This window comes from Duganella sp. Root198D2 (genome assembly GCF_001428585.1).
Classification (GTDB): domain Bacteria; phylum Pseudomonadota; class Gammaproteobacteria; order Burkholderiales; family Burkholderiaceae_D; genus Rugamonas.
In genome coordinates this window covers 111,876-130,387 of the sequence record NZ_LMIC01000008.1, presented here as the reverse complement: position 1 = coordinate 130,387, position 18,512 = coordinate 111,876, and the positions used below count along the sequence as shown (strand labels likewise).

19 protein-coding genes are annotated in these 18,512 nt (G+C 64.1%); 11 read left to right on the top strand and 8 right to left on the bottom strand.

Translation table 11 applies throughout. The features are described from left to right. Nucleotides 1–95 precede the first annotated feature (95 nt). The gene (locus tag ASE26_RS10345) at nucleotides 96–1,019 is read right to left on the bottom strand and encodes a methyltransferase domain-containing protein (protein WP_055932529.1); all 924 of its coding nucleotides are present in this window, start codon (nucleotides 1,017–1,019) and stop codon (nucleotides 96–98) included. A gap of 60 nt (nucleotides 1,020–1,079) precedes the next feature. Between ASE26_RS10345 and ASE26_RS10340 the strand changes: the two genes are divergently transcribed. Together ASE26_RS10340 and trmL are read left to right on the top strand one after the other, a co-directional pair. Then, nucleotides 1,080–1,817 (top strand): ComF family protein, encoded by a 738-nt coding sequence (locus ASE26_RS10340; RefSeq protein WP_055932526.1) that lies wholly within the window; start codon nucleotides 1,080–1,082, stop codon nucleotides 1,815–1,817. A 9-nt stretch (nucleotides 1,818–1,826) separates the two neighbouring features. Further along, nucleotides 1,827–2,297 (top strand): tRNA (uridine(34)/cytosine(34)/5-carboxymethylaminomethyluridine(34)-2'-O)-methyltransferase TrmL, encoded by a 471-nt coding sequence (trmL, locus tag ASE26_RS10335; protein WP_055932523.1) that lies wholly within the window; start codon nucleotides 1,827–1,829, stop codon nucleotides 2,295–2,297. 13 nt (nucleotides 2,298–2,310) lie between these two features. Here trmL and ASE26_RS10330 read toward each other — a convergent pair whose 3' ends face one another. After that, nucleotides 2,311–3,180: a hypothetical protein gene (locus ASE26_RS10330; RefSeq protein WP_156398037.1), complete on the bottom strand. Its 870-nt coding sequence runs from the start codon at nucleotides 3,178–3,180 to the stop codon at nucleotides 2,311–2,313. Here ASE26_RS10330 and ASE26_RS10325 point away from each other — a divergent pair. Continuing rightward, on the top strand, nucleotides 3,179–3,637 hold the full coding sequence (locus ASE26_RS10325; RefSeq protein ID WP_055932517.1) for a DUF421 domain-containing protein: 459 nt from the start codon (nucleotides 3,179–3,181) through the stop codon (nucleotides 3,635–3,637). The two genes, ASE26_RS10330 and ASE26_RS10325, sit on opposite strands and share 2 nt — an antisense overlap. A gap of 24 nt (nucleotides 3,638–3,661) precedes the next feature. Here the strand turns inward: ASE26_RS10325 and ASE26_RS10320 are convergent, their stop codons facing one another. From ASE26_RS10320 to ASE26_RS10310, 3 genes are read right to left on the bottom strand one after another with little or no spacing between them, the layout of a single operon-like run. Continuing rightward, a complete protein-coding gene (locus tag ASE26_RS10320; RefSeq protein ID WP_055932513.1) occupies nucleotides 3,662–3,916 on the bottom strand; it encodes a hypothetical protein in 255 nt (84 codons plus the stop codon). Between the two features lie 9 nt (nucleotides 3,917–3,925). Beyond that, nucleotides 3,926–4,408 (bottom strand): adenylyltransferase/cytidyltransferase family protein, encoded by a 483-nt coding sequence (locus ASE26_RS10315; protein WP_055932511.1) that lies wholly within the window; start codon nucleotides 4,406–4,408, stop codon nucleotides 3,926–3,928. After that, nucleotides 4,405–5,601: a PilT/PilU family type 4a pilus ATPase gene (locus ASE26_RS10310; protein ID WP_055932508.1), complete on the bottom strand. Its 1,197-nt coding sequence runs from the start codon at nucleotides 5,599–5,601 to the stop codon at nucleotides 4,405–4,407. Before ASE26_RS10310 ends, ASE26_RS10315 begins: the two co-directional genes overlap by 4 nt. Before the next feature lie 97 nt (nucleotides 5,602–5,698). Here ASE26_RS10310 and ASE26_RS10305 point away from each other — a divergent pair, with 97 nt between their 5' ends. From ASE26_RS10305 to ASE26_RS10290, 4 genes are all read left to right on the top strand, one after another. Beyond that, a complete protein-coding gene (locus ASE26_RS10305) occupies nucleotides 5,699–6,637 on the top strand; it encodes a hydrogen peroxide-inducible genes activator (protein WP_055932505.1) in 939 nt (312 codons plus the stop codon). Between the two features lie 30 nt (nucleotides 6,638–6,667). Then, the gene (ubiA, locus tag ASE26_RS10300) at nucleotides 6,668–7,522 is read left to right on the top strand and encodes a 4-hydroxybenzoate octaprenyltransferase (protein ID WP_055933501.1); all 855 of its coding nucleotides are present in this window, start codon (nucleotides 6,668–6,670) and stop codon (nucleotides 7,520–7,522) included. A 48-nt stretch (nucleotides 7,523–7,570) separates the two neighbouring features. Next, nucleotides 7,571–7,951, top strand: coding sequence for a YqjD family protein (locus ASE26_RS10295; RefSeq protein WP_055932502.1), 381 nt, complete (start codon nucleotides 7,571–7,573; stop codon nucleotides 7,949–7,951). Nucleotides 7,952–8,027: 76 nt separating this feature from the next. Then, nucleotides 8,028–8,777: an ABC transporter substrate-binding protein gene (locus ASE26_RS10290; RefSeq protein ID WP_200953812.1), complete on the top strand. Its 750-nt coding sequence runs from the start codon at nucleotides 8,028–8,030 to the stop codon at nucleotides 8,775–8,777. On the opposite strand, the gene ASE26_RS10285 is transcribed toward ASE26_RS10290, so the two are convergent. Then, complete coding sequence (locus tag ASE26_RS10285) at nucleotides 8,750–9,754, bottom strand: GlxA family transcriptional regulator (protein WP_057246171.1); 1,005 nt, start codon at nucleotides 9,752–9,754, stop codon at nucleotides 8,750–8,752. The genes ASE26_RS10290 and ASE26_RS10285 overlap by 28 nt on opposite strands. 111 nt (nucleotides 9,755–9,865) lie before the next feature. Here ASE26_RS10285 and ASE26_RS10280 point away from each other — a divergent pair, with 111 nt between their 5' ends. From ASE26_RS10280 to ASE26_RS10265, 4 genes are read left to right on the top strand one after another with little or no spacing between them, the layout of a single operon-like run. Continuing rightward, nucleotides 9,866–11,113: a parallel beta-helix domain-containing protein gene (locus ASE26_RS10280; protein WP_055932493.1), complete on the top strand. Its 1,248-nt coding sequence runs from the start codon at nucleotides 9,866–9,868 to the stop codon at nucleotides 11,111–11,113. Further along, the gene (locus ASE26_RS10275) at nucleotides 11,113–12,243 is read left to right on the top strand and encodes an SO2930 family diheme c-type cytochrome (RefSeq protein WP_229208134.1); all 1,131 of its coding nucleotides are present in this window, start codon (nucleotides 11,113–11,115) and stop codon (nucleotides 12,241–12,243) included. Before ASE26_RS10280 ends, ASE26_RS10275 begins: the two co-directional genes overlap by 1 nt. A gap of 13 nt (nucleotides 12,244–12,256) precedes the next feature. Beyond that, a complete protein-coding gene (locus ASE26_RS10270) occupies nucleotides 12,257–14,650 on the top strand; it encodes a TonB-dependent receptor (protein WP_057246169.1) in 2,394 nt (797 codons plus the stop codon). A gap of 45 nt (nucleotides 14,651–14,695) precedes the next feature. Further along, the gene (locus tag ASE26_RS10265) at nucleotides 14,696–16,927 is read left to right on the top strand and encodes an ATP-binding protein (protein ID WP_055932487.1); all 2,232 of its coding nucleotides are present in this window, start codon (nucleotides 14,696–14,698) and stop codon (nucleotides 16,925–16,927) included. An 8-nt stretch (nucleotides 16,928–16,935) separates the two neighbouring features. Here ASE26_RS10265 and proC read toward each other — a convergent pair whose 3' ends face one another. Further along, nucleotides 16,936–17,772, bottom strand: a complete 837-nt coding sequence (gene proC, locus ASE26_RS10260; protein WP_057246167.1) for a pyrroline-5-carboxylate reductase — start codon at nucleotides 17,770–17,772, stop codon at nucleotides 16,936–16,938. 6 nt (nucleotides 17,773–17,778) lie between these two features. Continuing rightward, nucleotides 17,779–18,486, bottom strand: a complete 708-nt coding sequence (locus ASE26_RS10255; RefSeq protein WP_055932482.1) for a YggS family pyridoxal phosphate-dependent enzyme — start codon at nucleotides 18,484–18,486, stop codon at nucleotides 17,779–17,781. Between the last annotated feature and the right edge of the window lie 26 nt (nucleotides 18,487–18,512).

The following is an 18,512-nucleotide window of genomic DNA, read 5'->3' as shown; positions in this document are numbered from 1 at the left end:
AAATTAGCTAATGATTATACTCAGTGAACATGTCCTGCATCAAGGGCAGCACACCCCTGGCTGTGGTATACGCAAGTTACCCTGCCCCGCCCTGCCTATTTTTTAGGCTTCCTTGGCAGGTCGAAACGGATGATCGCTTCGCCGCTGCTGGTGAGCTTCGGCGCCGGGCGGAAGGCATGGCCGTAGATCACTTCGAACGTCAGCGCCAGCTTGCCGTCCGCGCGGCGCTGCTTTTCCAGGCCCTGCAGCATGTGCTGGTATGCCTGTTTTCCGAGCAGCCCCTTGCGGCGCGTCTGCAGCGGATTGCCGCCTAGCGCGCGGGCATCGGCCAGCAGCTTGTCGGCGCTGTCGTAAGTCACCGTGATCTTTTCCATGTCCATGACCGGCTCGGCAAAGCCGGCTTCCACCAGCTGGTCGCCGAAATCGTGCATGTCGACGAAGGGCAGCGTGTGCGGCGCCAGGTCGACCTCGGCGAAGGCGCTGCGCAGTTCCTGCAGCGTGTCCGGGCCGAAGCAGGAAAACATCAGCAGGCCGCCGACCTTCAGCACCCGATGCCATTCTGCAAACACGCGGTCCGGCTGCGGGTGCCAGTGCAGCGCAAGGTTAGACCAGACCAGGTCCACATTGTTCCGTGCCAGCGGCAGGTCGGCCATATCGGCGCACAGGTAGTCAATGCCGGATTTTGCTGGTAGCAATTTGCCAATCAACTGGCTCAGGCCCGACTTGCCGGCCTGGCCGCGGGCGGCGGCGATCATGGCCGCGGAAGTATCGACCCCCAGGATCTGGGCCGCCGGATAGCTTTTTTGCAGGGCCGCCAAGTCCGGGCCGGTGCCGCAGCCGGCATCGACCACGCGCAGCGGGTTCACTTTGACCAGTTGCAGGCGCTCGTGCATGCGGCTGGCGATCTCGCGCCGCAGGAAATCGGATTCCGCCACGCGGGCCGGGTCGGCAAACAAGGCGCGGACGCGATCCAGGTCAATCGGAGCGCTTAATTTCGGCGGTTTTGCTGGGACTTGCATATTTAATACGGTTCTTTAATGGGATAATCCGGGCAGTTTACTCGCTCGCGGGGATTTGCGATGGCTGCAGCAATTGCCAATGGCCTGCTGGCCGCCCTGTTGCCCTGTAATTGCGTGCTGTGCGGCGCCAGCGGCCCGGCCCTGCTCTGCCCCGGCTGCCACCGGCAATTCTTCGCCGCTGCCGTGCCGCGCTGCCCGATCTGCGCCAATCCGCTGCCGCCCGCGCCCCAGGCAACGCAAGCCGTACCCTGCGGCCGCTGCCAGGCCGAGCACCCCGCTTTTGACGCCACCGTGGTGGCCGCCGACTACGCCCTTCCGGTCGACCGCCTCGTGCTTCAGTTAAAATTCGCCCGCCAGCTTGCGCTGGCGCGCCTGTTTGCCGGCTTGCTGGCGGATGCGGTGCAGCGCGCCGACGCCGGCCTTCAGCCGCGCCCGGCCCTGCTCTGCCCCGTGCCGCTTGGCCTGCAGCGGCTGTCGGAGCGCGGCTTCAACCAGGCGCTGGAAATCGCCCGCCCGCTTGGCAAGACGCTCGGCATTGCCGTACATGGCAAACTCGCGGTACGCGTGCGCGACACGCAGGCCCAAAGCAGCACGCCGCACGGCGCGCGCCATGCCAACATCGCGCATGCCTTCGCGATCCCCGAGCGGGCGCTGGTGGAAGGCCGGCATATCGGCGTGGTGGATGATGTCATGAGCAGCGGCCAGACGCTGCAGGAATTGGCCGCAACGCTGAAGCGCTACGGCGCCGCGCGCGTAACGAACTATGTGTTCGCCCGCACGCCCCCGAACCCGAATTAGGAGAAGAACTTGTTTCATGTAGTGCTGGTCAACCCGGAAATCCCGCCCAATACGGGCAACGTGATCCGCCTGTGCGCCAACACCGGCGCGCAGCTGCACCTGATCGAGCCGCTCGGCTTTCCGCTCGACGACGCCAGGATGCGCCGCGCCGGGCTCGATTACCACGAATATGCGCAAATGAAGGTGCACCAGGACTGGGCTGCCTTCCTGGCCGCCGTGCAGCCGGACCCCAGCCGCATGTTCGCCATGACCACCCACGGCTCGCGCCCGTTCGCCGAACTGGCCTTCCAGCCCGGCGACGTGTTCGTGTTCGGCAGCGAGACCCGTGGCCTGGCGCCCGAGTTCCGCGAATCGTTCCCGGCCGAACAGCGCATCCGCCTGCCGATGATGCCGGGTAACCGCAGCCTCAATCTCTCCAACACCGTGGCGGTGGTGGTGTTCGAAGCCTGGCGCCAGCACGGCTACGCCGGCGGCGCCTGAGCGCCAGTCGGCGTTACGGCTTGTAGGCCGCTACGATTTTCTTCAATTCCGGCGCGGCAGCCTCGAACACTTGCTTTGCGCGCGGAACGAAGGCCTGGGACACCTTGCCGAATGCCTGCTTCACGGATTTATTCAGTTCCTCGCCCACTTTATCCACCTTGGCGGCCTGGTCCTTTGGCAACAGCTTGAACTCCAGCTCCATCGTCGCCTTGCGGATAGTGATGCCGGTTGCCAGCGCATTCAAGCGATTCTGGTCCGCGCCCGGCGGGAGCGCGTGAGGTGGCTTCGCACTTAACTCGATCATGGCTTCGCACAGCGCGCCGTCCATCATCGTGTCCCAATAAAGGCGCCCACCCTTTTGCTGCAGGAAGGCCTGGAACTCTACGCGCTGGGCCGGCGTCCAGCTGCTGACCATGGTATGCAGCAACGGCTGCAGACCGGCGTCAAGCAGCGGCCCGTTGCTCAGCTCATCATCCTGGAATGCCATTTCCAGCAGGTCGTGTGCCTGGCGATAGTTCTCATTGCCTGGTGCCCATGCCTGGCCCAGCTTTTCGGATTCACGCGCGCCATCGAGGACCAGATCCGGCAGGACGCGGCGCCAATGGTTGTTTGAAATGGTGAGCGCCTCATCGAGGCATTTCAGGGGCGCATTCTTCAGCAGCTTTTCAGTCATGTCGCCCACTTCGTCGGCATGCGCCAAGGCCGGCAGCAGGCTGCCGCACAGACTCAAAAGAATAATCGCTTGTTTCATAAAATATTTCTGAAAATCAATATTATATATCTTGCAATTCCAGCAGGCCACGGCCAGCAGGCGTTGACGGGCGGAAGCGTGTGGCCGGGCACAGTCGAATCGACGTATAAGCAAACGGAAGGAGGCTGTCATGTTCGAGCTCGACCTGCCGTGGTGGGAATATGTCGTGCGCGGCGTCGCCATCTACGGCGCGCTGCTGGTGATGATGCGCCTCAGCGGCAAGCGCACCATCGGCCAGTTTACGCCATTCGACCTGCTGGTCGTGATGCTGCTCAGCGAATCGGTGTCGCCCGGCCTGACCGGCGGCGATGACTCGGTCGCAGGCGGCCTGGTCGTGGTGGTGACCCTGGTGGCGCTGAATGTGGCGATCGCCTTCATTACCGCCCGCAGCAGGAAAGCCGCCGACCTGGTGGAAGGCAGCGCCGTGCTGCTCGGGCGCGACGGAAAAATATTCAAGGAGGCGCTGCGCCGCAACCACGTCGCAGAAGGCGACCTGGAGCAGTCACTGCGCGAAGCGGACTGCCCTCAGGAAAAAATGAAATACGCTTTCCTTGAAGCGGATGGCAAGATCACGATCCTGCAGCACTGAGGCGCCCTTGCTGCCCCGCGCAACTCAGAGGAAGCCGATGTGCTTGCGCTCCAGCCCCGACATCACCAGCTTGATGTAGCGGTTGGGGATGTACAGTTCCACCTCCACCATCGCCCCCTCGGTATTGCGCGCTTCGGCGACCAGGTGGAAGAAGCTGCGGTCGGGACTGGCCTCCTTGCAGGGCAGGAATTTGCCGGCGGGGCCGTCAGTCAGGTAATCCTTCAGCGTGTTGCCCAATTCGGCCACGCCTTCGTCGGTCAGCAGCACACCAAAAGCCATGACGGCCTCCTATTGTCCAAACATGCGCACTTTAGCCAGCAGCTTGGTGGTCGAGCGATCGTGCTCGAAATCGATGGCCACCGCCTTGCCGCCGTAAGCCAGCACCGCCTGCCCTTCCGGGATCGCGGTCATATCGTAATCGCCGCCCTTGGCGTAGACCTCGGGCCTGGCCTGCAGCACCGCTTCCAGCGCGGTGTCTTCGTCAAACGGCACCACCAGGCTGACCGACTCCAGCGCCGCCAGCAGCGCCATGCGGTCATCGCAGTTGTTCAAAGGGCGGTCGTCGCCCTTGCCCAGGCGCTTGACCGAGGCATCGGTATTGGCCGCCACCACCAGCGAGGCGCCCAGCGCGCGCGCCTGCGCCAGGTAGGTCACGTGGCCGCGGTGCAGGATGTCGAACACGCCGTTGGTCATCACCACCGGCTTGGGCAACGCCGCCACCCGCGCGGCCAGTTCGTCGCGCGAGCACATCTTCTGTTCAAAATCGATCATTCGCCTTCTTCTTCCTCGTCGTCATCCAACTGCATGCTCAAGCCGCCCGACGACTTCGGCGCCGCGGCCGCTGGCGCGGCGGCGTCCGGTGGCGGACGGCTGCTGTTCAGCTTGATCTGCAGGCGCAGGCCGTTGGTCGAGTCGGCGTTGCGCAGCGCCTCTTCGTAGGCGATGTAGCCCTTATTATAGAGTTCGAACAGGGCCTGGTCGAAGGTGCACATGCCCAGTTCGCGCGACTTGGCCATGATTTCCTTGATCGAGTGGAAGTTGCCCTTGAAGATCATCTCCGAGATGGTCGGCGTGTTCAGCAGGATCTCGATGGCGGCTTTGCGGCCCTTACCGTCTTCGGTGCGGATCAGGCGCTGCGAAACGATGGCGCGCAGGTTGGACGATAAATCCATCAGCAGCTGGTTGCGGCGCTCTTCCGGGAAGAAGTTGATGATGCGGTCCATGGTCTGGTTCGCATTATTCGCGTGCAGGGTGCCCAGGCACAGGTGGCCGGTCTCGGCAAAGGCGATCGCGTGCTCCATGGTCTCGGTGTCGCGGATCTCGCCGATCAGGATCACGTCCGGCGCCTGGCGCAGGGTGTTTTTCAGCGCATGGTGCCAGGACAGGGTATCCACGCCCACTTCGCGGTGGGTGATCAGGCAGTTCTTGTTCTTGTGCACATATTCGACCGGATCTTCCACCGTGATGATGTGGCCGGCGGAATTCTGGTTGCGGTAGTCGATCATGGCCGCCAGCGAAGTCGATTTACCGGAACCGGTACCCCCGACCACCAGCACCAGCCCGCGCTTGGTCATCACGACCTCTTTCAGGATTTCCGGCAAGTCCAGCTTCTCGAAATTCGGGATTTCGGAAGCGATGGTACGGCACACCATGCCCACCGCCTGCTGCTGCACGAAGACATTGATGCGGAAACGGCAGACATTGGGCAGCGAAATCGCGAAATTGCACTCCAGTTCGGTTTCGAACTCGCGCCGCTGCTTCTCGTTCATGATGGCGTAGGCCAGGGCCCGGGTCACGTCCGGCGTGAGCCGCTGCTGGCTCAGGGCGCGCATCGCGCCCTGCGACTTGATACTGGGCGGGAAATCCGCCGAAATGAACAGGTCGGAGCCGCCGACCTGGTGCATGGCCGTCAGCAGTTTATAAATATACGACTGGGCTTCTTCGTGGCCGAGTGTGGATGACATATTTGCCTCGTTATGGGGTTTTGCAGATCATTATAGCCAGTGCCGTCACCCATTCATGGCATTGCAACAAGGCATTCAACTGTGTTCAAATGGGTTCATGACACTGACCGAGCTCAAATATATCGTAGCAGTTGCCAGAGCGAAACACTTCGGCCATGCCGCCGAGGCCTGTTTTGTTGCTCAACCTACCCTTTCTGTCGCAATCAAGAAACTGGAAGACGAACTCGGCGTCGTCCTGTTCGAGCGCGGCGGGGCGGAAATCTCCGTTACCCCGCTGGGCGCCCAGATCGTGGCCCAGGCCGAACGGGTGCTGGAGCAGACGGCAGCGATCAAGGAATTGGCAAAGCAGAACAAGGACCCGCTGGCCGGCCCGCTGCGGCTGGGCGTGATTTACACCATCGGGCCCTACCTGCTGCCGCCTTTGGTCAAGCGGATGATTGAAACCACGCCGCAGATGCCGCTGATCCTGCAGGAGAATTTCACTGTCAAGCTGCTGGAAATGCTGCGCCAGGGCGAGCTCGATGCCGCCATCATGGCGTTGCCGCTGCCGGAGCACGGCATGTCGGTGCAGCCGCTGTATGACGAGCCTTTCGTGGTGGCGATGCCGAAAAACCATCCCTGGGCCGCGCGCAGCGAGATTCCGGCCGAGCACCTCAAGAGCGAAACCATGCTTTTGCTGGGCAATGGCCACTGCTTCCGCGACCAGGTGCTGGAAGTGTGCCCGGAAATGGCGCGCTTTTCCTCGCCCGGCAACGGCATGCAGCGCACTTTCGAGGGCTCCTCGCTGGAGACCATCCGCCACATGGTGGCCAGCGGCATCGGCCTGACCGTGCTGCCGCGCGCCTCGGTGCCGGACATGGAAGGGCGCGACGGCATGCTGGCATTCCGCTACTTCGACAACCCCGAGCCGAACCGGCGCGTGGTCATGGTCTGGCGCAAGAGTTTCACGCGCAAGGCAGCCATCGATGCGATCGTTGCCGCAGTAGCCGACTGCCAGCTGCCCGGCGTCCACATGCTGAACGGGCACGAAGAGTAAAATGCCGGGATGCATGCGACTACCCCACCCCTGAGCAAACTCGAACTCTATTTCCGCCTGGTCCGGCTCGACAAGCCGATTGGCACCGTGCTGCTGCTGTGGCCAACCCTGGCTGCGCTGTGGCTGGCCTGCGCCGGCGTACCCGATTGGAAGCTGCTGCTGATCTTCTCGCTCGGGACTTTCCTGATGCGCTCGGCCGGCTGCGCCGTCAACGATTACGCCGACCAGGATTTCGACAAGCACGTCAAGCGCACCGCCGAACGCCCGATCACCAGCGGCCGCGTCAGCGGCAAGGAAGCGCTGCTGATCGCTGCCGGCCTGGCGCTGGCAGCCTTCCTGCTGATCCAGCCGCTGAATGCCCTGGTCAAGCAATTGAGCGTGGCGGCCCTGGTCATTGCCGCCACCTACCCTTACTTCAAGCGCTTTTTCGCCATCCCGCAAGCCTACCTCGGCATTGCCTTCGGTTTCGGCATGCCGATGGCCTTCGCCGCCGTGCAAAACACGGTGCCGCCGGTGGCCTGGCTGCTGCTGCTGGGCAATGTGTTCTGGGCCGTGGCCTACGATACCGAATACGCCATGGTCGACCGCGACGACGACCTGAAAATCGGCATCAAGACCTCCGCCATTACCTTTGGCCGCTTCGACGTGGCCGCCATCATGTTCTGCTATGGCGTTCACCTGGCCATCCTGCTGGTGGTCGGCCGGCAGTTCGGCCTCGGCCTGCCCTTCCTGCTGGGCATGGCAGTGGCAGCCGGCTGCGCGATTTACCACTACTTCCTGATCCGCGGGCGCGAGCGTGCGCCCTGCTTTGCCGCCTTCCGCCACAATAACTACCTGGGCGCTGCTGTCTTCGCAGGCATTGCGCTCGACTATGCGTTGCGCTGACCTATACTGGAATTTAATCCGAGTGCTGTTCACTGAGACGAGGCGATCATGGACCAGACACCACAAAGTACCACGGCAAAACCAAACGGCGGCGGCGTTGCCAACGGCAAGAGCCATAGCCACAACGAAAGCACGGAAGCCCGTGAAAGGCTGATGGGCGACCTGAAACAGGCGGTGCAGGATGCGGAAACCTGGCTGCGCAATGCAGCCTCGGCCAATTCCGAAGACCTTGGCATGGTCAAGGCCAAGTTTGAGGACACGCTGCGTACCGCCAAGCGCGACTTGCTGAAGCTGGAAGACAGCATGATCGCGCGCGGCAAGATGGCGGCCCAGGCTACCGACCACTATGTGCACGACAACCCGTGGAAGGCGGTGGCTACCGGCGCCGCCATCGGCGTGATTGTCGGCCTGCTGGTCGCGCGCCGCTAGCGCCGGATTGCAGAGCAGTTGGCGCGGCATGCACGTGCAGACATGCACGTGCATCGCCGCCGTTCTGAGGTAGACCATGCCCCGGACCATGCACATTGGACCTGCCGTCGCGCTGGCGCTTTGGATGCAGGCCGCCCTGGCCACCGAAGTGAGCATGGCTTTTGGCGAAAAGATCCCGCCGTTCTGCTTCCCCGAAACCGATTCCGGCATCGAACTCGACGTGATGCGCGAAGCGCTGGCGTTGCGCGGCCACGTGCTCAAGCCGCGCTATTACTCCTTCGCGCGGATTCCCATCGCATTCAAGGCCGGCGAGGTGGATGCCGCCATGACCGACCTGGGCGAAGACATGACAGCCTGGGGCGCCTTCTACGGCAACCCGGCCGTTCTCTACGACAATGTTTTCATCACGCTCAAGGAACGCCACCTGGCGATCAGCCGTCCGGAAGACTTGCAGGGGCTGACCGTGATTTCCTTCGCCGGTGCCGCCAGGCGCTACCCGGACTGGCTGGACGCCGTCCGCAAGGCCGGCCACTACTATGAGCAGAACGACCAGGCGCTGCAGGTACTGACCCTGGACCGTGGCCGCTATGACGTGGTGCTCAGCGACCGCAACATCTTCAGGTACTTCACCCTGCAACTCAAACTGAACAAATCCTTCAAGCCCAAGCCGGTGACCGAGCATGCCTTCGCCAGGCTGAACCCGATGGATTACCGTCCCGTGTTCCGCGACAGCGGCATCCGCGACGACTTCAACGCCGGCCTGAAATACCTGAAGGATAGCGGCCGCTTCCAGGCCATCTATTCCAAATACCTGGCCGGCGAGTGAGCGGCGCCGCTGCGGAATGCGGCCGGCGACACGCCGAACAGCTGGCTGAAGGTGCGGCGCAGCATGGCCTCGCTGCGAAAGCCCGATTGCAGCGCCACCTGCAGCATCGACAGGCCGGGACGGGCCAGCAATTCCTTTGCATATTCGCCGCGGCAGCGCGCGATATAGATATGCGGCGGCATGCCCACGGCATGCTGGAAGCGGCGCGAAAAATTGCGCACGCTCATGGCCGTGCGCTGCGCCGCCCCTTCCACCGTCAATTCCTGCTTGAAGCAGCGCTCGATGTACTCCTGCGCCTGGCGGATGCGCTGGTCGCCATGCTGTTTCAGTCCCGCGTTACGGATTGCCAGGCGTCCGGCGCTGGGCTGGCTGGCCGGATTGGTGTAGCGGGAAAGTTTGTGCGCTACCGCGTCGCCGTGGAAGTGGCCGACCAGGTAGCTGCAGGCATCGAGGCAGGGATTGACCGAGCCGGCGCTGATGATGCTGCCGTCGATCACCAGCGGCACGTCGGGGCTGAAGCGCACTTCCGGATAGTGCAGGGCAAAGACGCGCTGGTCCGACAGGTTGCCGGTCACTTCGCGGCCATTGAGCAGGCCAGTCTCGGCCAGGATGCGCACGCCACCGGCCATCCCCACCAGCATGGCGCCCGCGGCATGGGCTTGCAGCAGCCATTCCTGCAGCGCCGGTGCAATCGGCTGGCGCGCGGCCAGCGGCAGGTAGTATGGCGGGACGATCACGGCATCGGGCGCCGGCAGCTCGGCCAGCATCGCCTCCGGTTGCAGACGCGGACCGGTGAAGGAGCGCACCGGCGCCCCATCGATTGCGGCCAGGCGCACGCGGAACAGCTCGGCAGCCTGCAAATCCGCATTGCGCGCATGCAGCGTGCCGGCAATGGCAAACGCCTCCCGTGCCAGCAGGGCAAGGCCTCCCCAGCAATCGTCCCCCACATAGATGGCGATGGTAACCGGCGCTCTCATCCTGGCCGATACTAACAGCAGAATTGGCCGATCTTGCACATAACATTTCAATAATGGACAGATATACTGGCTTCGCTGCTGCATCCCTACAACAATAAACGGGAGACATGTATGTACAAAGCCATCGGCGCACTGGCGCTGTGCGCCCTGCTATCGGCCTGCTACAAGACTACGCCTTCACTGCCGGCGCCGGCTTCGGCTGCCGACCTGGCGTTCCAGAAACAACTCCAGGAACAACTGCTCGACGCCAAGCCCGGCTCGGTAATCGAGATCCCGGCCGGCAAATACAAGTTCACCAGCGGGCTGCAGCTGCGCGCCGACGGCGTGACCATACGCGGGGCCGGGATGGACCAGACCATCCTGTCTTTCAAACCGCAGGTAACGGGGCCGGAAGGCTTGCTCGTCTACGGCAACAACTTCACCATCGAAGGCCTGACCATCGAAGACTCCAAGGGCGATGGGCTGAAGATCAATGATGGCGACCACATTACGATCCGCAGCGTGAAGGTACAGTGGACCGGCGGCTCCAAAGTCAGCAACGGCGCTTACGGCATCTACCCGGTCAAGACCAAGAATGTGCTGATCGAACACTGCGTGGCCATCGCGGCCTCCGATGCGGGCATCTACGTCGGCCAGTCGCAGAACGTGGTGGTGCGCAATTCGCGCGCCGAGGCCAATGTGGCCGGCATCGAAATCGAGAACACCATCAACGCCGATGTGTACGACAACGTCGCTACCGGCAATACCGGCGGCATCCTGGTGTTCAACATGCCCAACCTGCAGCAGCCGGGCCACAGCACGCGAGTGTTCAGGAACAAGGTCGACGAGAACAACCTGGGCAACTTCGCCGCCAAAGGCACGGCGGTAGCCAGCGTGCCGGCCGGTTCGGGCGTGGTGATCAACTCGAACTCGAAGGTGGAAATCTTCGACAACGACATCGCCAATAACCAGACCGCCAACGTCATCATCTCCAGCTACCACTCGACCGGCTACTTCACCGAGAAGGGCGTGGCCAAGGATTACGATCCGTATCCAAAGGCGATCTACGTCTACGGCAACCGCTTCAAGGGCGGCGGCGATGCGCCCGATGGGCTGGACCTGAAAGCGCTGAAGGTGGCGCTGTACGGCCTGTCCGGCCACCTGCCCGACGTGCTGTGGGACGGCTATTCCGACAATGCGCTGGCCAGGAATGGCGTGATGCCGGCCGAAACGCGCATCTGCGTGCAGGACGGCGCCGAAGTACTGAACGCCGATGGCCCCAACAAGTACAAGAACCCGAAAGCCGATTCGGCCCCGCACCGCTGCCAGCTTGCCAAGCTGCCGCCGGTCAGCATCCCTCAACTCAGCTCGCAGTCCTGATGAAGCTTGCCGTCCCCGCTTTCCGCCCGCTGCGGGCGGCCGGCATGGCGGCGTGCGCACTCGCTCTCGCATCCTGCGCACGCAGCCCTGCCCCGCCCGCCGAACCCGTGAACTTCATCGCCGAAGGGCGGCCGGAGAAACTCAGTGCATGGCGCCTGATGGCCGCCAGCGAGGGCCGCCTGGTGCTGAACAAGGAAGTGCTGCCCTATACCCTGAACACGCCGCTGTTCAGCGACTATGCCCATAAGCTGCGCACGGTGTGGATGCCGAAGGGCGTGTCGGCTGCATACAAGCCCGATACCGCCTTCGATTTCCCGACCGGGACCATCATCAGCAAGACCTTCTACTACCCGCGCGACGGCGGCAGCCAGGCCGTCCTGGCCACCGACGACAGCGGCACCGGCACGGCGCTCGACCTGTCCAGGGTAAGGCTGATGGAGACGCGCCTGCTGGTGCGGCGCGAAACGGGCTGGATCGCCCTGCCCTATGTCTGGAACGAAGCGCAGACCGAGGCCGAACTGAAACGCACCGGCGACCAGCTGCCGATGGAACTGGTGTCGGCCCAGGGCCGCCAGAAGTTCACCTATGTGGTGCCGAATGTCAACCAGTGCGCCTCCTGCCATGTGGCGGACCTGAAGAGCAAGAAGTTCGAGCCGCTCGGCCTGAAGGCGCGCCACATCAACCTGAACGGGCAGCTGGAGAAGATGGCGCAGGCCGGCTACCTGTCCGGCCTGCCGGCCGCCGCCGAGCTGCCGCACAACGTCGACTGGCGCGACAGGAATGCCCCGATCGAGGGCCGCGCCCGCGCCTACCTCGACATCAACTGCGCCCACTGCCATAACCACAAGGGCACGGCCAACACGACCGCCCTGCACCTGGAAATCGGTGCGCCGGCCAACCAGCACCTGGGCCTGTGCAAGCCGCCCGTGGCGGCCGGCGCCGGCACCGGCGGCCACGCCTTCGGCATCAATCCCGGCAAGCCCGATGATTCGATCTTCGTATTCCGCCTGAAGTCGACCGCAACGGGCGTGATGATGCCGGAACTGGGACGCACCACTTCGCACCGCGAAGGGGTGGAACTGATACGCGAATGGATCGCATCGATGAAGGAAAGCTGCAACCAACAATAACGGGGGAGACCACATGAAGCTGCGCAAGAAAGTCCTGTCGTCCAGCATTTCCAGCGCCCTGCTCGTCTGCAGCGGCGCCGCCGTCGCCGCCGAGCCGGTGCCGAAGGAAGAAACCCATGTCGTGGTGGTCACCGCGCAGAACCGCACGCAGCAGGCCCAGGACGTGCCGATCGCGCTGCAGATCATCGGCGCCGACCAGATCGACAAGCTGGCCGCTCCCAGCCTGGCTGAAATGAACGGCTATATTCCCGGCCTGTCGGTCAACGCCGAGCAGGCGACCCAGCCCTCGCTTTCGCTGCGCGGCATCGGCACCGGCGACTTTGGCATCGGCACCGACGCCCCGGTTGGCATGTACATCGATGGCGTCTATGCCGGCAAGACCGGCGGCGCGATCATGAACTTCAACGACGTGCAGCGCATCGAAGTACTGAAAGGCCCGCAAGGCACGCTGTTCGGGCGCAACAGCGCCGCCGGCGCCATCTCGGTCGTGACGCGGGAACCGGGCCGCGACACCGAACTGGAGGCGCGCCTGCGCTATGGCCGCTTCCACACCCGCAATGTGGAGCTGCTGGCCAATACCCCGCTTGGCGATACCACGGCGCTGCGCATCACGGCCGTGCACCATGGCACCGACGGCTGGCTGAAGGACGCAGCCACCGGCGAAAAACTGCAGCATGGCACCGACAACGGCGTGCGCGCCACCCTGCGCTGGGACGCCCCGGCGCGCGCCAAGGTGCTGCTGTCGGTGGAGGCGGAAAAGCTCGACCATATGGCGCGCCCGGCGATCGGCCTGGTGGCCGGCGTGCCCGTGGTGCCGGCCGATCCATCCGGCTACCTCGACCCGCGCACGGCCCCGGTCTACAACGACGCCATGCACAACGGCGAAACGCGCGACTTCCGCGGCAGCACGCTGCGCATCGAAGTGCCGCTGGGTTGGGCCACCTTCAATTCCACCACAGGCTACCGCCGCTTCGACTCGCGCAACCGGCAGGATAACGACGGCACCAACCTGGCCACCCATTATGTCGATACCGAAAACTCGGAACGCAACCGGAGCTGGCAGCAGGAGTTCCGCCTGTCGGGCAATACCGGCATGGCCGACTGGGTCACGGGCCTGAGCTTCTATCATGAGAAGGCGAAGCAGACCAGCCAGGTCAACACCAACACCAATACCCTCGACACCATCTTCGGCAACGTCGCCAGCTTCCCCGTTTTCAGCCTGCTGGAAGGCGCCGCGGCAGCCGTCGACATTCCGGCCGGGCTGCTGGGCAACCCCTGGCAGGAAAACATGCACGTTGAAGGGCGCTACAAGGCCACTGCAATCTACGGCGACGTGATCTGGCACCTGGCGCCGAAGCTGAACCTGACCACCGGCGTGCGCTTCACGCGCGACGACAAGCGCTTCAGCTGGTACAGCCCGCCGCGCACGGCCGCAGGCCTGGACAACAGCATCGCCAACCTGCAAAACCTCGGCTTCTTCGACGCGCTGGTCGGCATGGGCGCCCTCACGCCGGAGCAACTGATGATGGCCTTGGGCGCCATGAGCCAGAACATCGAGTTCACCAGCGCCGGCGCCACTTCGGCGCCGCTGTCCAGAAAGAACAAGTGGAACGACAGCAGCCCGCGCGCAGTGCTCGACTACAAGCTCAATGACGACATGCTGCTCTACGGCTCGATCGCCAAGGGCTACCAGGCCGGCGGCTTCAATGCGCTGCAGGTGAATGCCACCTACGAACCGGAAAAGGTCTGGAATGCCGAAGTCGGCGTGAAGAACTACTACCGCCAGTACAAGCTGCTGGTCAACGCCTCGCTCTATAAATACAAGTTCAGCAACCTGCAGTCGCTGGCCCTGGTCAACAATGGATCGGCGATCCCGACCTACCAGGTCACCAGCAGCGACCAGCAAGCGCACGGGCTGGATTTCGACATGCGCTGGCAGCCGGTACGCGACCTGCGCCTGAACATGAGCGCCGCCTACATCGACCAGACTTACAAGACCTTCACCACCAGCGACGGCATCAGGCTCGATGGCCAGCCGGTGGGCACGCCGAAATGGACCACGGCGCTCGGCGCCGACTACTGGGTGCGCGACGTGGCGGGCGGCGACCTGAACTTCACCCTGCAGCACGCCTACACCGGCGCCACGCGCTGCAACGCCGATGCGCTGCAGGGTGCCTGCCTGGCCACGCCGCGCTTTCGCGTCGGCAGCTCCACCCAGCGCATCGACTTCCGCGCCGGCTATGAAGCGGCCAGCCATCAATGGGCGCTGGCGTTGTACGCCAACAACCTGTTCGACAAACGTTACGTGACCAGTATTGGCAATATGACCACCGGTTTGCTGGGCACGCCCTATGCGATGGTCAATTCGCCGCGCCAGTTCGGCCTTGAGCTGCGCGTGAACATGTGACGAATTGTAGTAAAATCAACCTCTTAGCCAAACTTTTATGTTGCAATGTTCGTCCCCGCCAAGAGTCCTCCCGCCCAAGCCGAGCGGCCCGCGCAGTACGACGGGCCAGGGGATTTCATATCCCGGCGGCTGCATGGCCTGAACGAACAGGCTGACAGCCTGCAAATCTGGCGCAACAACCTGCTGAACGGGCTGTGCGCCGTCGCATTCTTCCTCGGCATGCTGGTTGCGGTGCCCAGCGTCGTGGGCAGCATGAAGATGAACCAGTGGCCGCTGATCGTGAGCGACATCGTCGCCCTGCTGTGCGTCGGCGCCCTGTATTTCTGCCGCTCCCCCTCTTTCCGCTTCCGGGCGCTGGCCTTCCTGGCCATCTGCTACCTGCTCGCCGTGGTGCAGCTTTTCGCCGTCGGCCCGCTGGTCCAGCCCTACCTGCTCGCCGTGCCGATACTATGCACTGTGCTGCTCGGCATCCGTCCCGCCATGGCAGCCCTGCTCTGCTGCAGCGCCACCTTGTTCGCGGTCGGCTATTTCGGCGGCATCGATCCGGGCCTGGCCAACGTCTTTGTCAGCATGCTGATGCACTGGTCGCTGGTTGCGCTGAATTTCACCCTGGTGGCGGCCGTGCTGGTGGTGTCCTGCGCCTACCTGCTGAATGGGCTGGAAGGCGCGCTGGCGCGCCAGCGCGCAGTGCAGCAGGCGCTGGAGAAGCAGGTGGCCGCCCTGCAGGCACGCGACCTGGAACTGCGCGAGTCGACCGCGGCCCGCAAGGCGGCCGAGGAATCGAACGAGCAGAAATCGGAATTCCTGGCCATGATCAGCCACGAAGTGCGTACCCCGCTGGGCGGCGTGATCGGCATGCTGCAGCTGGCGAAGAAAGACCGCACCCTGTCGGCGGAAACGCGCAACAAGCTGCGCATCGGCCTGGGCAATGCGGAAGTGCTGCTGCACATCATTAACGACATCCTCGATTTTTCGCGCCTGGAAGCGGGCAAGATGCCGTTCGAGAGCATCGACTTCGACCTGCCGGCCCTGCTGCGCGACGTGGTGGCGCTGCTGGCCGACCGCGCCGAAACCAAGGGCATTTCGCTGGTGGCGGAGATCGACCCGGCCTTGCCGCGCTGGTGGCGCGGCGACCCGCTGCGCCTGCGCCAAGTGGTGATGAACCTGGTTGGCAACGGCGTCAAGTTCACCGAACGCGGCGAAGTACGGATGACTGCCGGCATGGGACACAACGGCGGCATCGAGCTGCTGGTCAGCGATACCGGCATCGGCATCGAACCGGATGCGATTTCCCGCCTGTTCCGCAAATTCGAGCAAGCCAATGCCGCCACTTCGCGCAAATATGGCGGCGCCGGCCTCGGCCTGGCAATCTGCAAGAACATCGTCGATGCCATGGGCGGCACGATCGAGGTGCGCAGCGAACGCGGCGCCGGCAGCGTGTTCAAGGTGCAGCTGCCGCTGCCGGCCGGGCAGCCGGCAGTCGAGCGGGCACTGGAGGCGCGCACCCCGCATGCAGTGCGCCTGCAGGTCCTGTGCGCGGAAGATGGCAGCACCAACCAGATCATCCTGCGCGAGCTGCTGGGCGACATGGGGCACGCGGTAACCATCGCGGAAGATGGCGCCGCTGCGCTGGCACGCCTGGCGGAACGCGACTTCGACCTGGTGATCATGGACAGCCGCATGCCGCGCATGGACGGCATCGCCGCCCTGCGCCTGCTGCGCGCCGGCGCGGCCGGCGTGCGCCAGCCCGCGATCCCGGTCATTGCGCTGACCGCGAATGCGGCAGCCGAGGAGCGCGAACGCTTCATGGAAGCGGGCGCCAACGGTTTCCTGCCCAAGCCGATCGATGAAGCAAACCTGCATGCGGAAATTGGCCGCCATGCCGGCTTGCAGCTGCATGCGCCGCGCCGGGCCGACCTCGACGCCATGTTTGGCACCGAAGGCGGCGCCATGCCGGCCGCGCCTGGCCGCGCCTTAAGCCCTGCCGCATGCGCCGCCTTCATGCAGGAGGGCCCGCGCCAGCTTGCCGCGATCCGGCAAGGCATCCAGTGCGCGGACATGGCGGCCATCAGCCTGAACGCGCACAGCCTGCAAGGCAGCGCTGGCCTGTTCGGCGCGCGCGAACTCAGCGCCCTGTGCGGCCTGGTTGAAATGCTGGCCGAAGCCGGCAAGATCGAGCGCATCCCGCCATTGGTGGCGGAGGTGGAAGTCGAACTGGCGGCCTTGCTGGCAGGCCTGGGCCGCACTGCAGCCCATGGCAGCCTGGCGCCGGCCTGAGGCGCCGCTCAGCCGGCGGCGCCGAGCTGCTCGCCCAGTTCCTTGCCGCGCGCGGCGGCAGCCTTGACGGCGCTGATGATGGACGCCTTGACGCCGCTTGACTCCATGCTGGCCAGCGCGGCATAGGTGGTGCCGCCCTTCGAGGTCACTTTTTCGCGCAGCACCGCTACCGGATCGGTCGACTGCAGCGCCAGCTGGGCGGCGCCGCTGAAGGTAGCCATCGCCAGCTCCCTGCCCTGCTCGGCGCTCAGGCCCAACTCCTGGGCCGCCTGCTGCATCGCTTCGATGAAATAGAAGACATAGGCCGGGCCGCTGCCGGAAACCGCCGTCACCGCATCGATTTTCGCCTCGTCGTCCAGCCAGACCGTGGCGCCGACGGCGCGCAGGATCTGGTCGGCCGCCGCGCGCTGCCCGGCGCTGACGCCGCAGGACGCCACCATGCCGGTCACGCCCATGCCGATCAGGGCCGGCGTGTTCGGCATGGTGCGCACGATGGACTGATAACCGCCCAGCCAGCGCGCCAGGTCGGCGGCGCGGATGCCGGCTGCAATCGACAGCACCAGCGGCGCACGGCCGGCCGCCTGCGCCGCCTGCAGCAGCGGCAGCAATTGCTGCGTCACTTCGTGCATGACCTGGGGCTTGACTGCCAGCACCAGCACTTCGGCCGCCGCCACCGGCTCGCCGGCCGCAGCGGCAACGCTCACGCCGTACTCCTGGCGCAGCTTTTCCAGCGATGCCGGGTTGGGGTCCACCACGTGGATATTTGCGCCGGGCGTCAACTTGCCGGCCAGGCCGGCGATCAGCGCAGCGGCCATATTCCCGCCGCCGATAAATGCAATTTTCATTACTTCTTACCCTTGGTTGTAGTCGCGGGCGCCGAAAATGGCGCTGCCGACGCGCACAATGGTCGCGCCTTCATGGATGGCGGCGCGCATATCGGCCGACATGCCCATCGACAGCGTGTCGAGCGCAATGCCCTCGGCCCGCAATTGATCGTAGAGTTCACGCAGCACGCGGAAGGCCGCGCGCTGCCTGTCGAAATCGTCTTCCGGCTCGGGGATGGCCATCAGGCCGCGCAAGACAAGGCGCGGCAGCGCGGCCACGGTACGGGCCAGTGCTGCGGCGTCGGCGGGCAGTACGCCACTTTTGCTGGCCTCCCCGCTGGTATTGACCTGGATGCAGACCTGCATGGGATGCAGGTGCGCGGGCCGCTGCCCGCTCAGGCGCTGCGCGATCTTTTCGCGTTCAATCGTGTGCACCCAATCGAAGTTTTCGGCTATAAGACGCGTCTTATTACTCTGGATTGGTCCTATAAAATGCCACTCCAACGGCGTGCAGCCGCGCATTTTTGCCAGTTCGTGGATCTTGTCCACCCCTTCCTGCACATAGTTTTCGCCAAAAGCACGCTGTCCCGCCAGCACCGCCTCGAAAACTGCCTGCGCCGGGAAGGTCTTGGCAACAGCCAGCAGCTGCACTTCGTTGGGAACGCGCCGCGCTTCGCGTGCGGCAACGTTAATTGCTTCAGTAACAACTTGCAAGTTGTGGGCTATTGTGGACATAATCGAATGAGACAGGGCCAAGCTTT